The sequence below is a fragment of the Luedemannella flava genome, assembly GCF_039528515.1.
GTDB classification, from domain to species: domain Bacteria; phylum Actinomycetota; class Actinomycetes; order Mycobacteriales; family Micromonosporaceae; genus Luedemannella; species Luedemannella flava.
Map to the genome: position 1 here is coordinate 18,959 of NZ_BAAALT010000078.1, position 14,620 is coordinate 33,578.

Here is a 14,620-nt window from a genome sequence, read left to right on the forward strand (position 1 = left end):
CGCCGGTGATGCGGCATCGGCGTAACGGCGTCGGACCCGGGTCAAGTGGAGGCCCTCCCGGGCGTGGCGCGAGCGCAGCCCGCGTCCGGGACGGGCGCCAAGGGCTCCTCATCCCTGACGTCTCGCCCCCGGCCGCACTCCGGTGGTGCGCAGGCCGAGCCGGGCCACGGGCCACCCCGCACCCGGCTGAACCAACCGACAAGCGCAACCGGACACATCACCGGAAGGTGGAACCACCCATGAAGCGAAGGACACTGGGCGTCGGCCTGCTCGCGCTGGCCGTCGCGGCGACCGCCGCCTGCGGCGACGACGCGGCTGAGCAGCCCAACGGCAACGCCATCACCGGCGAGATCACCGTGCTGACCCAGCGCACCGACCTCGTCGACAACGTCTTCGTCGAGTACAAGAAGAAGTTCGAGGCCAAGTACCCCGGCACCAGCGTCAAGTTCGAGGCGATCACGGACTACGAGGGTGAGGTCCGCATCCGCATGAACACCGACGACTACGGTGACGTGCTGCTCATCCCGAACTCGGTGACCGCCAACCAGCTGCCGACGTTCTTCGAGCCGCTGGGCACCGTCGACGAGCTCGGCGCGAAGTACCGGTTCGTGAACGAGCAGGCGTACCAGGGCAAGGTCTACGGCCTGGCCATCACCGGCAACGCGCAGGGCTTCGTCTACAACAAGAAGGTCTGGGCCGCCGCCGGCGTCACCACGCCGCCGAAGACGCCGCAGGAGTTCCTGACCGCGCTCACCGCGATCAAGGACAGGACCGACGCCATCCCGCTGTACACGAACTACAAGGACGGCTGGCCGCTCACCCAGTGGGAGGGCGTGCGCGGCGGTGTCAGCGGCGACGCGGAGGCGGTCAACAAGCTCGGCGCGGACACCGCGCCCTGGGCCGAGGGCAAGGAGCACAACCTCATCGACTCCCTGCTCTACAACGCGGTGAACCAGAAGCTGACCGAGGACGACCCCACGACGACGAACTGGGAGAACTCGAAGAAGCTCATCGGCACCGGCAAGGTCGCCACGATGATGCTGGGCTCCTGGTCGATCGTGCAGATGCAGGCCGCCGCCACCGACAAGGCCGACATCGGCTACCTGCCGTTCCCGAACCAGGCGGGCGGCAAGTTCCACTCCGCGATCGGCGGCGACTACAAGAACGCCATCAACATCCACTCCAAGAACAAGGCCACGGCCCGGGCGTGGATCGACTGGTTCGCCAACGAGTCCAACTACGCCACGGACCAGGGCGGCATCGCCCCGGTGAAGAGCGCCGAGTTCCCGGCGACCCTGGCCGACTTCAAGACCGCCGGCGTGGAGCTCGTCGAGCTCGCCCCCGCGCCGGCCGGCAAGGAGGCCCTCGTCGGCAACATCGACAAGGCGGCCGAGATCGGCCTGTGGGACCCGAAGTACCGCCAGCGCATCGTCGACGCCGCCCGCGGGGCCAAGAAGGAGACCCTGCAGCAGATCTTCGACGACCTGAACAAGCGCTGGGCCGACGCCCAGGCCAAGGCCAGCTGATCCTGCCGCGGTGCGTGGGGTGCGGGCGGCGCCGGGGGCGCCGTCCGCACCACCACCCGGGCCCGTTCACCAGAGGTTGGCTCCGATGAGTACTGCTAGTGCCGCCACGCCGCCGCGCCGCCGTAGGGACTGGCGCCGGACCGTTACCCCGTACCTGTTCCTGCTCGCGCCGCTGGCGCTGCTGGTCACGTTCACGTACGTGCCCGTGGTGCAGATGTTCTGGTTCAGCCTGACGTCGTGGGACGGCCTGGACCCGACCAAGACGTTCGTGGGCGTCGACAACTACGTCGAGATCTTCACCCGGCCCGAGCTGTTCGAGGTGCTCAAGGTCAGCCTGTACTACGTCGGCGCGTCCGTCGTGCAGATCGTCCTCGCGCTCTACTTCGCGACGGTGCTCAGCTTCAACGTCAGGTTCCGCAACCTGTTCAAGGGGATCCTGTTCTTCCCGTACCTGATCAACGGCGTCGCCATCGGCATGATCTTCCTGTACTTCTTCCAGCCCGGCGGCACCCTCGACGCGGCCCTGTCCACGCTGGGCCTGGAGAGTCTGACGCAGCAGTGGCTCGGCGACCCCGACATCATCAACTACTCGCTGTCGGGCACGTCGGTGTGGCGCTACCTCGGGCTGAACTTCGTGCTGTTCCTCGGCGCGATCCAGTCGATCCCCGGCCAGCTCTACGAGGCCGCCGAGATCGACGGCGCGAACCGCTGGCACCAGTTCACGCACCTGATCCTGCCGAGCATCCGGCCGATCGTCGGCCTGTCGGCGATCCTCGCGCTCTCCGGGTCGCTGTCGGTGTTCGAGATCCCCTACATCATGACCGGCGGCGCGAACGGCAGCGAGACGTTCGTGATCCAGACGGTGTCGCTGGCGTTCAAGTTCTACAAGGTCGGCCTCGCCTCCGCGATGGCCGTGGTGCTCCTCGCCATCGTCCTGCTGGTCACGTACGTGCAGCGCCGGGTCCTGCCCGACGAGAAAGTGGTGAAGTCATGACCGAGCGAAGCGAGGGCAGCATCGTTGGCGCGGCCGCCATGCGCCACCGTCGCCACCCCGCGGCGCTGCTGGCCACCACGCTCAAGTACCTGTCGCTGGTCGGGGCGAGCGTGGTCGTACTCCTGCCGTTGATCGTCATTGTCATGACGTCGTTCAAGACCGCCGACGAACTGGCCACCACGCGGCCGTTCGACCCGCCCGGCGACTGGCTCAACTTCGCCAACTACGCCACCGCGTTCACCGACGGCAAGATGGCGCGGGCGTTCGTCAACACGTTCATCATCCTGACCGTGTCGATCACCGGGACGGTGCTCATCGGGTCGATGGCCGCCTACGCCCTGGACCGCTTCGAGTTCCGGTTCCGGAAGACCATCATCGGGGCGTTCCTGCTGGCCACGCTCGTGCCCGGGGTCACCACCCAGGTGGCCACGTTCCAGGTCGTCAACGACCTGGGCCTGTTCAACACCCGGCTGTCGGCGATCCTGCTGTTCCTGGGCACCGACATCGTGTCGATCTACATCTTCCTGCAGTTCCTGCGCGGGATCCCGCGGGAGCTGGACGAGGCGGCGGCGCTCGAGGGCGCCGGCCCGTTGCGGATCTACGGGCGGGTCATCCTGCCGCTGATGAAGCCGGCCATCGCGACCGTTGTGATCATCAAGGGTATTGCGGTCTACAACGAGTACTACATTCCCTTTCTCTACATGCCCGACCGCGACCTCGGCGTCATCTCCACCGCGCTGTTCAGGTTCAAAGGCCCCTTCGGTACGCAGTGGGAGATCATTTCCGCGGGCGTGATCCTGGTGATCGTCCCGACTTTGATCGTGTTCCTGCTGCTGCAGCGGTTCATCTACAACGGCTTCACCGCCGGAGCGGTCAAGTGACGTTGTACGGCGGCGTTGAGGCCGGCGGCACGAAGGTCGTCTGCGCCGTCGGCTCCGGCGCGGGGGACATCGTCGCGCGCCGGGTCATCCCCACCGCCGACCCGACCAGCACCCTGACGGGCGTCGTCGAGTTCTTCGCGGATCACCCGGTCGCCGCGCTCGGCATCGGCTCGTTCGGGCCGCTGGACCTCGACCCCGCGTCGCCGACCTACGGCCACATCACGAGTACGCCCAAGCGCGGCTGGGGCGGCACCGACGTCGCCGGCATCCTGGGCCGCGGCCTCGGCGTGCCGGTCGCGCTCGACACCGACGTCAACGCCGCCGCGTACGGCGAGGCGCTGTTCGGCGCGGCCCGCGGCCTGCACAACGCCGTCTACCTGACGGTGGGCACGGGCATCGGCGGGGGAGCGGTCGTGGCGGGCCGCCCGTTGCGCGGGCTGGTCCACACCGAGATGGGCCACCTGCACGTCCGGCGCCACCCCGACGACACGTACGCGGGCGGCTGCCCGTTCCACGGCGACTGCGTCGAGGGCCTCGCGTCGGGGCCCTCGCTGGCCGCCCGGCTCGGTCGCCCGGCCGAGCGGGCGGGACCGGACGCGCCCGCGCTGGTCGCGCGCCAGGCGTTCTACCTCGCCCAGCTCGTCGCCGCCGTCACGTACCTGCTCAGTCCGCAGCGGGTCGTGCTGGGCGGCGGCGTCCTGGGCCTGCCGGGCCTGCTCGCCGCCGTCCGCGCCGAGACGGTCAACCGGCTCGGCAAGGCCCTGCCGGCGTTCGCGGACGACCTCGACCACTACCTGGTCGCCCCCGACCTCGCCGACCGCTCCGGGGTCCTCGGCGCGCTCGCCCTGGCCGCCGACCTCGCCCCGAACATCTGAGAAGAGGAACTCATGCGCAGCCTGCACACCGGTTGGACCCTGCGGCCCATCGGCGGTCCCGTCCCCGACGCGATCGAGGCAGCCGGCCCGATCCCCGCGACCGTCCCGGGGACCGTGCACACCGACCTGCTCGCGGCCGGCCTCATCCCGGACCCGTACCTGGACGACAACGAGCGGCGGCTCGCGTGGATCGGGCTGTGCGACTGGCGCTACGAGACGACGTTCGACTGGGTGCCCGACGGGCACGACGTCACCGAGCTGGTGTTCGACGGGCTCGACACCGTCGCCCAGGTGCGCCTCAACGACCTGGTGGTCGCCGAGACCGCCAACCAGCACCGCACGTACCGGGTCGACGTGACCGACGCGCTGTGGCCCGGCGCGAACGTGCTGTCGGTGACGTTCGCGTCCCCCGTGCGCCATGCCGACGCGGAGAGCCTGCGCATCGGGGCGCGCCCGCACGTCAACCACCACCCGTACAACGCGATCCGCAAGATGGCCTGCAACTTCGGCTGGGACTGGGGCCCGGACCTGGCCACCGCCGGCATCTGGCGGCCGGTGCGCCTGCACGGCTGGAGCACCGCCCGGCTCGCGTCCGTGCGCCCGGTCGTGACCGTCGACGGGACGACCGGCGTCGTGGACGTGCACGTCGACGTCGCCCGGCACGACATCGGCGGCGAGCTGACGCTGACGGCGACCGTCGCGGGCGTCGTCGCCGCCGGCACCGTGGCCGCCGGGGAAACGAGGGCCGTGCTGCGGCTAGGCGTCGAGGATGTGCGGCTGTGGTGGCCGCGCGGGCACGGCGACCAGCCGTTGTACGACCTCGACGTCGTCCTGGGCGACGACCGTTGGCACGCGCGCATCGGGTTCCGCACCGTCACCCTCGACACGGGCGCGGACGAGCACGGCGCCCGGTTCACCTTCGTCGTCAACGGGCGCCCCGTCTTCGTCAAGGGCGCCAACTGGATCCCCGACGACGTGTTCCCGCACCGCGTCACCCGCGACCGCTACGCCGCCCGGATCGACCAGGCGGTCGAGGCCGGCGTCAACCTGCTGCGCGTGTGGGGCGGCGGCATCTACGAGGCCGACGACTTCTACGCCGCCTGCGACGAGCGCGGCGTCATGACCTGGCAGGACTTCCTGTTCGCGTGCGCGGCCTACAGCGAACAGGACCCGCTGCGCGCCGAGGTCGTCGCCGAGGCCCGCGACAACGTCGCGAGGATCATGACCCATCCGAGCCTGGTCCTGTGGAACGGCAACAACGAGAACATCTGGGGGTACGCCGACTGGGGCTGGCAGCTCCGGTTGGACGGGCGGAGCTGGGGCGGCGGCTACTACTACGACATCCTGCCGGGGATCGTCGCCGAGCTGGACCCGGGCCGGCCGTACACGCCGGGCAGCCCGTTCTCGCCGGACCCCGACCGGCACCCCAACGACCCGGCGCACGGCAGCATGCACGACTGGGAGGCGTGGAACCAGCTCGACTACACCGAGTACCGCCGCCACCGGCCGCGGTTCGCCGCCGAGTTCGGCTGGCAGGGTCCGCCCACCTGGTCGACCCTGCGCCGCGCGCTGTCCGACGACCCGCTCACGCCGGAGTCGCCCGGCATGCTCGTGCACCAGAAGGCGGCCGAGGGGGACGTGAAGCTCACCGCCGGACTGGTGCGGCACTTCCGGCTGCCCGCGACCATGGCGGACTGGCACTGGGCGATGTCGCTCAACCAGGCCCGGGCCGTCGCGACCGCCGTCGAGCACTTCCGGGCCACGTCGCCGCTGTGCGCGGGCAGCGTCGTCTGGCAGCTCAACGACTGCTGGCCGGTGGTCTCCTGGGCCGCGGTCGACGGCGACGGCCGGCGCAAGCCGGCCTTCTACGCGCTGCGCCACGCCCACGCGGAGCGGTTGATCACCGTTCAGCCGGACGGGGACGGCCTGCGGGTCGTACTCGTGAATGAGACCGCGACCCCGTGGCAGGGTGAGCTGACCGCGGCGCGGGTCGACTACGGCGGGAAGGTCCTGGCCACGGCCGCGTTGGCCGCCGACTGCCCGGCATGGGGCACACGGACGGTGAGCCTGCCGGCGGAGGTCGCGACCGCGGGCGACGCGGCGGCCGAGCTGGTCACCGCGCGGCTGGGCGACCGGCGCGGGCTGTGGTTCTTCGCCGAGGACCGCGACAGCGCCCTCCCCGCGCCCGACCTCAACGCGGTCGCGACGGCCACGCCCGCCGGCGCGACGGTCACCGTCACCGCGCTGTCCCTGCTGCGTGACCTGACGCTGCTCGCGGACCAGGTCCGCCCGGACGCCGTGGTCGACGACATGCTCGTCACGCTCCTGCCCGGCGAGACGGCTACGTTCCAGGTCACAGCCGCGGGGATCGACCCGCGGGCGCTGGTCGCGCCGCATATTCTGCGGTCCGCGAACCAGCTGGTCAGCGCGTAGAGAGAAAGGCACGACCATGGCCAGACGCCCCACGATGACCGATATCGCCCGCAAGGCGGGCGTGTCCAAGGGTGCCGTCTCCTACGCCCTGAACAACCAGCCCGGCGTCTCCGACGACACCCGCACCCGGGTGCTCGCGATCGCCGAGGCCATGGGGTACACGCCCAACTCGGCGGCCCGCGCCCTCAACAACGCGGAGGTCGGCGCGATCGGCCTGGTCATCTGCCGGCCGGCGACGATCCTCGGCGTCGAGCCGTTCTTCATGGAGCTGATCAGCGGCATCAGCGGCGAGCTGTCGGCCCGGTCGGTCAGCCTCAACGTGCAGGTCGTCGCCGACCATGCAGCCGAGATCGAGATCTACCGGCGGTGGTGGGGCGGCCGGCACGTCGACGGGGTGCTCATCGCCGACGTGCGCGTCGACGACCGGCGCTTCGGCGCCGTGCGTCAGCTCGGGCTGCCGGCCGTGGCGCACGCCGGGCCGGGGGACTTCGGCGGACTGCCCAGTGTGTGGTCGGACGACGCGGCCTCGGTCACCGAGGCCGCGGAGTACCTCGCGGCGCTCGGCCACCGCCGCATCGCCCGCATCGGCGGCCTGCCGGGCCTGCTGCACACCGAGATCCGTACGAAGGCCTTCCACGCGGCCTGCGAGCGGCTCGACGTCGAGGCGCTCACCGTCAACGCGGACTACACGGCGCCGGACGGCCGGCGCGCCACCCGGCGGGTGCTCAGCATGAACCCCGCGCCGACCGCGATCATCTACGACAACGACATCATGGCGGTCGCCGGCATGGCCGTGGCCAAGGAGATGGACGTCGCCGTGCCCGACGACGTCTCGATGATCGCCTGGGACGACTCGACGCTGTGCAACCTCGTCCACCCGCCGCTGACCGCGCTGCGCCGCGACGTCGCCGGCTACGGGGCGCTGGCCGCCCGTACCCTCGCGAAGCTCATCAGCGAGGGGCACGCGGACAGTGCCCAGCACGACACCGCCTATCTGGTCGCCCGGGGGAGCACGGCCCGACCGGGCGACCGGCGACGTCGGTAACCCGCGGGCGTCCCGTTCAGCCTCGGAAAGTGTCCCGTTGGGCGGTTTCCCGCCACCATCGGGTGGGTACGGTCGGGGGCGACCGTGAAGTCTGTCGATGGATGGAATCGTGGGCCACGCCGCACACGTCCGCTGGGTCGTCCGCCTGTTCGTGGTGGGCGGCGCCCTCGTCGTGGCGTATCTCGCGCTCGCCTCCGGCGACAGTCCCGCGCATGCCGACGACGGTCTGCTGGGCGGCGCCGTCGACGTGGTCTCGGAGGTGACGGCACCCGTCGCCGAGGCGGCCGGCAAAGTCTCCGACATCGTGGAGACGGCTGCCCCCGTGGACGACACCGACGCGAGCGGCGACCGCGACGTGCCCTTTGACAGCGTCCCGGATGCCGCAGCGACAACCGTCCGGGACCGGGGCGTCAACGACACTGCGGCGCGCGGCGCGCGGCCGGCGGGCGCCGCCCGTTCGGGCTCGCGGGCGGACGCGGCCCGTGGTGTGGCAGACGTGGTGCGGTCCGTTCCGCGCACCGGTCGCGCGGCGAGCAAGGCGGCACCGCAGGTCGTGGCCGGGGCCGCCGTCATGGTGCCGGAGGTGGTGGCCGGGGCTGCCGTTGTCGTGCCGCGGGTGGTGGCCGGCGCGGTCGCGACACCGGTGGCCGTCGTGGTCGACCACGCCGGTGACACCGTGGCCTGCCTCGCCTCGTGCCTGACGAACCTTGTCGAGCCGTGGGTGACGGCCGTGACGGTATCCCCGGCCGGCGGCGCCGCGTCCGGAATCACTTCCGCGACCGAAGCCGGGGGTGTGCCGGCGCCACCTTCCGCCGCACGACCGGAGTCCCCGCCGCTCGCGGTGACGGCGCCGCAGGTCACGACCGAGTCCGGTGCGGCGTTGGCCCGTGACGGCTTGGTCCGTGACGGCTTGGCCCGTCACGGCAACGCACGCTTCGGCAGCTCGCCAGCCGGCGGGCGCGGTCCCGTGCGTCCGTGGCCTGGGGATCCGACCGCGCCGACCGGCCCCGACGCCGGCTCGGTTGCCTCCAGCGGCAGCGGTGCGGGCGGCCGGCATGCCGGCCCGGACGCCGCGGCCAACCCGGTGTGGGCACCGCCGCCCGGGGGCGGAATCAGCGTGCCAGCCGGCGACGCGCCGCTCGTCGGGCGGCGTCCCCGTGCCCGGCTTCTGCCTGGCTGAACCTCTCCCGCGGCCCGTCGCGGCCGCGCGATGACGTGCGTACTCCCGTGGGGGTGGCGCGCGTCTCGCATCAGCTGGTTTCCGGTCGTCAGCCTGATGGGAGAAGCCTTGATCCGCGTTGTTCTTGTTGAACCGCAGGGCCTGCTGCGCGGCGCCCTGCACACGATGCTCGCGAGCGTGCGGGAGTTCCGCGTCGTCCCGCTGGCAACAATCGGCGATGCCGCGCGGCACCGGCCGGATGTCCTCGTCATCGACATCGACGGGCCGGACGGGCCCGACCTTGTCGCTGTGGTGGGGGCCGCGCCGGCGCGTTGCGGGGTGCTCGTCCTGACCGGGAGGGCCACGCCGGTGGTCGTACGGCAGGCACTGGACCTGCGGGTACGCGGAGTGGTCGACATCGACTCGTCCGCCGCCGTGCTGGTCGACGCCGTCCGGAAGGTCGCCCGCGGGGAGTGGGCGGTGGACCCGGCGACGGTGCTCGCCGCCCTGAGAACGGCCGAGAACCCGCTCACCGACCGGGAACGGGAGGTGCTGCGGATCGCCGGCGAGGGCGTGCCGGTACGCGACATAGCGTCGCGGCTCTTCCTCGCCGAGGGCACCGTCCGCAACCACCTCTCGGCAGCCATGCGCAAGATCGGCGCGCCGAACCGGATTGCCGCGGCCCGGGCGGCGAGCGACGCCGGCTGGCTGTGACAGCACCGGTGGGCGCGGCGCGACCGCGCCGCGCCCACCGGAGAGATGGTTTCGGTCCCCGGTGCGGTGGGGACATTCATCCGGGACCCCCGACATCGACGGAGATCATGTGATCCGTGCCGTCCTCGCGCACCGCGCCGCGCTTGTCCGCGGCGCGCTCGCGCACCTGCTCGGTGCCGAACGCGACATCGACGTGATCGCCCGGGTCGGCCGGTCCGGCGACGTGCGGGCCGCTGTCCTGCTGGCGCGCCCGGACGTGACGGTGCTCGACGTGGATCTGTGCGCCTCCGGCGCCGGTGGCCTGGGCAGGCTCAGTCACCGGCTCGCCGGCAGCGCCGTCCTCGTGTTGGCGAAGGAGCGCTGCGGCGCCCGGCTCATGATGGCGATGCGGCGGCCGCCGCCCGGCCTTGGCTTCCTCGCGGTCGACGCCGAGCCGGAAGGGCTGCTCGAGGCGGTGCGGCTGGTGGCGCGGGGTGGCACGGTCGTCGACCCGCGGCTCGTGGCCGCGGCCCGGGCGGCCGGCAGCCCGCTCACGACCCGCGAGACGGAACTGCTGGAGCTGGCCGCCGACGGCGGCACGGTCCGGGAGATCGCCGCGCAGTTGGGTCTGTCCTGCGGAACCGTCCGTAATGGAGTGTCGCGCGCGATCGCCAAGACCGGCGCGCGTACCCGCCCGGAGGCGGTGCGGATCGCGGGCGAGTCCGGCTGGATCTGACGCGCCTCTTACTGTCCCCGGTTCACTGGTCGCACATCGCCCGGGCGAAGGCCGATACACTGACGCGCAGTGTGATCGCGCCCTTACCGACCGTCCCCGGGGAGAGTGGTGCTTCGCGTCCTGCTGTGCCACAAGGGCACGCTCTTCCGGTGCGCCCTGGCCACGGTCCTGTCCCAGGAGGACGACATCGAGATCGTCGGCACCGTCGGTCCGGAGGACGCGCTCGCGACCGCGTCGCGCGCCAGACCCCACGTCACGCTGCTCGACCTCAGCATGGCCGGGCCCGTCGCGGCGGAGGAGCTGTGCAGGGCCCTCTGCGACCCGCCGTCCGGTTCGGCCGTTCTGGTGCTGCTGGACCGGCAGGTCGACGCCGCGGTCGGGAGGTCGCTCGCGCGACTGTCCCCACAGGTCGGCTTCCTCACCACCGACGTCGAACCGGCGGAACTGGTCACGGCGCTTCGCCTGGTCGCCCGGGGCGAGCCGGTGCTCGACACGCAGCTCGCGGTCGCCGCCCTCGCGGCGGCGAGCAGCCCGCTGACCGAGCGGGAGAGTGAGGTGCTGCGGCTGGCGGTGGCCGGGACGCCCGCCGATGAGATCGCCGCCGCGCTGAGCCTAAGCCCGGGCACGGTCCGCAACTACCTCTCGCGGGCCGTGGCCAAGACCGGCGGCCGGACCCGGATCGAGGCGATCCGCATCGCGCGCGACGCCGGCTGGATCTGACCCCCAGCGGTCGAGCAACTCGCGGTAGAGCGAACCGGGCGGCGCGATGTCGCCGGCGGACTGGTCGTACAGCTCGGCCCGCGCTCCATCCAGCGCGAGTACGCGGCGCGCGCGCAGGGCGGAGCTGAGCCGGTGCGCGATCACGACGAGGGTGCCGCCCCGGGCCGCGAACGCCTCCTCGGCGCGCCGCTCGGCGGCGGGGTCCAGGTGGCAGGTCGCCTCGTCGAGCACGGCGACGGGCGCGTCGGACAGGTACGCCCGCACGAGCGCGATCAGTTGCCGCTCGCCCGCCGACAACGCGCCCGGCGTGACGGGGCCGTCGAGCCCGCCGAGCCGCTCCACCAGCGCCGCGGCGCCCACCGCCCGGGCGGCGGCGAGGACCTGACCGTCGGACGCGCACGGGCGGAGATAGGCGAGGTTCTCCCGCACCGTCCCCGTGAACACGTACGCCTCCTGTGGGATGAGTGCACGCAGGCCCGCCAGCCGGTCGGCGGGCAGCTCGCCGGCGACCGCCCCGCCGATCAGAACGGCGCCCGAGGAGGGCCGCAGGAGTCCACACAGGAGACCCGCCAGGGTCGACTTGCCGATGCCGCTGGCCCCGATGACGGCCAGATGGTCGCCCTCGGGTACGACGAGATCGAGGTCGCGCAGCACCGGTTCGGCGTGCCGGCCGTACCCGAAGGTGACACCGCGTGCCTCCAGGCGGTGCCCGGCGACCGGATGGTCCGTCCGCGGCGTGCGGGTGAACCCGGTGGCGTCCAGCACGCGGTCCAGCGTGATCACGAACCGCAGCCCGCTGCCGCCCAGCCCGGAGACGAGCCGGCTCAGCGCGGGCTGCAGCGCGAACAGCACGTACGTCAGGGCGCCCAACAGTTCGCCGGCGCTCACGCCATGGTCGACGAGCCAGCGCCCCAGCGCGAGCACCACGACCAGCGGTAGCCACCCGCCCACCGCGAAGCACGCCCCGCGCAGCGCCGCCACCCCGCCCAGCGCCCGCTCCGCTGCCGCCTGCTCCGCCACCGGCCCCGCGACCAGGCCGGCGGCGTGTTCCTCCGCGCCGGAGGCGGTCACGTCGCGAAGCCCTGTCAGCACGCGGCCGGCCGCCGTGGACAGCCGTTCGTCGGCGAGCACCGACGCGCGCTGGCGGGCGGCGGCCAGGCCCAGGGTGGCGACGAACAGGGCCACGCCCACCGCGAACGGCGGCAGGATGAGCAGCGCGAGCACCGGGGCCAGGGAAAGGAGGCCGACCACGACGCCGACCACCGACACCGCGAACGCGCGCACGACCACGATCAGGCCCGCGAACGTGTCGCGGACGATCTCGACCTGCCGGGTCAGCCGGACCACCGCGCCGTCGTCGGGTTGGCCGGCCACGCCGCGGCGCAGCGCCCCGTCGACCACCCGGCGCACGAGGTCGTCCCGCAGCGGTTCGACCAGGTCGCCGAGGTGCCGGTACACCTGCCGCGAGCCGGCCGCCCCGACCACCGACGCGCCCAGCACCGCGCCCAGCCAGGCCAGCCCGACGACGGGACGGCCGGCGAGGAAGCCGTCGTCGAGGGCGCGTGCCATGGCCAGGCCGAGCGCCGCCGACGGTGCCGCCTCGGGCAGCGACCAGGCGACCAGCGCCAACAGCGGGCGCCGCCGCAGCGCGCCGAGCCCGTAGCGCAGGGCCCGGTTCACGCGAACACCGCCCGGTAGTCAGGGTCGGGCCACAGGTCCGCGTGCGGCGCGACCGCCCGAACGGACCCCGCGGCGAGCCATACCACCAGGTCCGCGCCGGCGGCCGCGGTCGGGCGGTGGGTGACCACCACGGTCGTACGCGCGCCACGCCCGCTCGCCAGCGCCGACGCGATGCGCATCCCGGTCACGATGTCCACACTGGACGTCGCGTCGTCCAGCACGAGCAGGCGCCGCGCCGGCCACGCCCGGGCCAGCCCGAGACGCTGCGTCTCGCCGCCGGACAGCGGGGTCCGCGCGAGCGGCGTGGCGTACCCGTCGGGCAGGCGGCTGATGAAGTCGTGCGCGTGCGTGGCGCCCGCCGCCGCGCGTACCCGGTGAAGGTTGTCGCCGAGCGCGTCGGCCACGGTGTGGCCGACCAGCGTGGGTCTCTCGAAGGCGCAACCCACCGCGGCCCGCAGCGCGTCGTGGCTCAGGTCGGCCATCGGCACGTCGTCGAGGAGCACCTCGCCGGCGTCGGGGTCGCGCAGCCGGGTGGCGATGGCGGCGAGGGTGGACTTGCCGGACCCGGAGCGGCCCACCACCGCGACGAGCGCCCCGGCGGGGACGGTGAGGTTGACGCCGTCGAGCAGCCGCGCCGCGCCGGCTCGCACGGTCACGTCGCGCAGCTCCAGCCGCCCGCCGGGGCAGCGGTCGGGCAGCGTACGGGAACCGTAGCGCAGCGGCTCGACCCCGAGCACCTCCGCCGCGCGCGCCACGCCCGCCCTGGCCCTGGCCAGCCGGCCGAGCGCGCCGGTCAGCGCGCCGAGTCCGGCGCCGAGGACCGCGTAGCGGCTGGCCGCGAACAGCTCTCCGGGCGTGATCCGGCCGGTCAGCGCGCCGAGGCCGCCGGCGGCGAGAACGGCGACGAGCACCAGCGGGCCCACGACGGCGGCCTGCGCGCTGGACCGCGACAGGGCGTGCCAGGTCCGGTCGCCGTGCGCGCGCAGTTCCGCCAGCGGGCCGAGGACGCGCCGCCGCTCGGCGAGGAGCGTTCCGGCGCCGGCGATCGTCCGCGCGCCCGCGAGCGACTCGGCCAGCCGGGCCGCGATGCGCGCCTGGACCTGCTGGTACGCGCCGGTGACGCGGGCCGTGGTCCGGGTGAAGGCGCGCAGCACGCCCGCGACCAGCGCGAGGCCGGCCAGGAACGCGGCGGCGACCCACGGGTCGATGAGCGCGAGCAGGACGAGGCTGCCGATGGGCGGGATCAGCGCGGTGCCGACGACCACGACGGCGGGCCCGGCCTGGGCCGCGTCGGCGCTGTTCGCGCAGATCCGGCTGACGAGGTCGCCGGTGTCGAACCGGTTGGCACCCGACGGCCCAACGGCCAGCGTGTGCCGTACGAGCGTGTCGCGAAGCCAGGCGGTCGTGCGGCTCACGCAGGCCGCGCCCGCATAGGCGTCCAGCACGTCCGCGACGACGCTGACCACGATGAGCCCGGCGACGGCGGCGACCCACGGCCCCAGGTCGTGCCCGGCCACCACGGCGTCGACGCAGCGGCCCAGCGCGGCCGGCAGGGCGAGCTGACCGGCCGCGTCGACGACCGACAATAGGCCGATCATCGGAAGCCAACCGCCGCCTCGGCGGACGGTCGCGGCGAACGCGCTCACCTAGACTCCTTACGTAACGGGCCGCGGTTCCGGACGATCGACACTCGTCCGGAACCGCGGCCTCTTCCGTGCCCGCGTCAGTGGCCGCAGGCCGTGACGCTCAGGTCCGAGGTCACGCCGCAGAGCAGCAGGCTGAGCTCGCTACCGGTGCAGCTGTGGCCGCTGTTGCTGGAGCCGTTCGACAGCTCAACGGCCGGCGTCTCCATCCCCTGCAGGTCGAGCAGTGCCATGG

General features: G+C 73.1%; 13 protein-coding genes. 10 read left to right on the forward strand and 3 right to left on the reverse strand.

Translation table 11 applies throughout. The features are described from left to right. Positions 1–239 precede the first annotated feature (239 nt). The 10 genes from ABD211_RS14870 (at position 240) to ABD211_RS14915 (ending at position 11,062) form a co-directional block, all read left to right on the forward strand. On the forward strand, positions 240–1,526 hold the full coding sequence (locus ABD211_RS14870) for an ABC transporter substrate-binding protein (protein WP_344131059.1): 1,287 nt from the start codon (positions 240–242) through the stop codon (positions 1,524–1,526). 85 nt (positions 1,527–1,611) lie between these two features. Then, positions 1,612–2,520, forward strand: a complete 909-nt coding sequence (locus ABD211_RS14875; protein WP_344131062.1) for a carbohydrate ABC transporter permease — start codon at positions 1,612–1,614, stop codon at positions 2,518–2,520. Then, the gene (locus ABD211_RS14880) at positions 2,517–3,401 is read left to right on the forward strand and encodes a carbohydrate ABC transporter permease (RefSeq protein WP_344131064.1); all 885 of its coding nucleotides are present in this window, start codon (positions 2,517–2,519) and stop codon (positions 3,399–3,401) included. Before ABD211_RS14875 ends, ABD211_RS14880 begins: the two co-directional genes overlap by 4 nt. Then, the gene (locus ABD211_RS14885; protein ID WP_344131067.1) at positions 3,398–4,276 is read left to right on the forward strand and encodes an ROK family protein; all 879 of its coding nucleotides are present in this window, start codon (positions 3,398–3,400) and stop codon (positions 4,274–4,276) included. Before ABD211_RS14880 ends, ABD211_RS14885 begins: the two co-directional genes overlap by 4 nt. Positions 4,277–4,288: 12 nt before the next feature. Beyond that, the gene (locus tag ABD211_RS14890) at positions 4,289–6,709 is read left to right on the forward strand and encodes a glycoside hydrolase family 2 protein (protein ID WP_344131070.1); all 2,421 of its coding nucleotides are present in this window, start codon (positions 4,289–4,291) and stop codon (positions 6,707–6,709) included. Positions 6,710–6,725: 16 nt separating this feature from the next. After that, entirely contained in the window at positions 6,726–7,754 is a 1,029-nt protein-coding gene (locus ABD211_RS14895) for a LacI family DNA-binding transcriptional regulator (RefSeq protein WP_344131073.1), read from the forward strand. Positions 7,755–7,863: 109 nt separating this feature from the next. Continuing rightward, on the forward strand, positions 7,864–8,934 hold the full coding sequence (locus ABD211_RS14900; RefSeq protein ID WP_344131076.1) for a hypothetical protein: 1,071 nt from the start codon (positions 7,864–7,866) through the stop codon (positions 8,932–8,934). A 108-nt stretch (positions 8,935–9,042) separates the two neighbouring features. Then, a complete protein-coding gene (locus ABD211_RS14905) occupies positions 9,043–9,627 on the forward strand; it encodes a LuxR C-terminal-related transcriptional regulator (protein WP_344131079.1) in 585 nt (194 codons plus the stop codon). A gap of 109 nt (positions 9,628–9,736) precedes the next feature. Further along, positions 9,737–10,342: a response regulator transcription factor gene (locus tag ABD211_RS14910; protein WP_344131081.1), complete on the forward strand. Its 606-nt coding sequence runs from the start codon at positions 9,737–9,739 to the stop codon at positions 10,340–10,342. 108 nt (positions 10,343–10,450) lie between these two features. Beyond that, complete coding sequence (locus ABD211_RS14915; RefSeq protein ID WP_344131083.1) at positions 10,451–11,062, forward strand: response regulator transcription factor; 612 nt, start codon at positions 10,451–10,453, stop codon at positions 11,060–11,062. Here ABD211_RS14915 and ABD211_RS14920 read toward each other — a convergent pair. The 3 genes from ABD211_RS14920 to ABD211_RS14930 form a co-directional block, all read right to left on the reverse strand. After that, complete coding sequence (locus ABD211_RS14920; RefSeq protein WP_344131086.1) at positions 10,955–12,742, reverse strand: ATP-binding cassette domain-containing protein; 1,788 nt, start codon at positions 12,740–12,742, stop codon at positions 10,955–10,957. The genes ABD211_RS14915 and ABD211_RS14920 overlap by 108 nt on opposite strands. Next, the gene (locus ABD211_RS14925; RefSeq protein WP_344131088.1) at positions 12,739–14,388 is read right to left on the reverse strand and encodes an ABC transporter ATP-binding protein; all 1,650 of its coding nucleotides are present in this window, start codon (positions 14,386–14,388) and stop codon (positions 12,739–12,741) included. Before ABD211_RS14925 ends, ABD211_RS14920 begins: the two co-directional genes overlap by 4 nt. 77 nt (positions 14,389–14,465) lie before the next feature. Next, positions 14,466–14,618 (reverse strand): SapB/AmfS family lanthipeptide, encoded by a 153-nt coding sequence (locus tag ABD211_RS14930; protein ID WP_344131090.1) that lies wholly within the window; start codon positions 14,616–14,618, stop codon positions 14,466–14,468. Positions 14,619–14,620 lie beyond the last annotated feature (2 nt).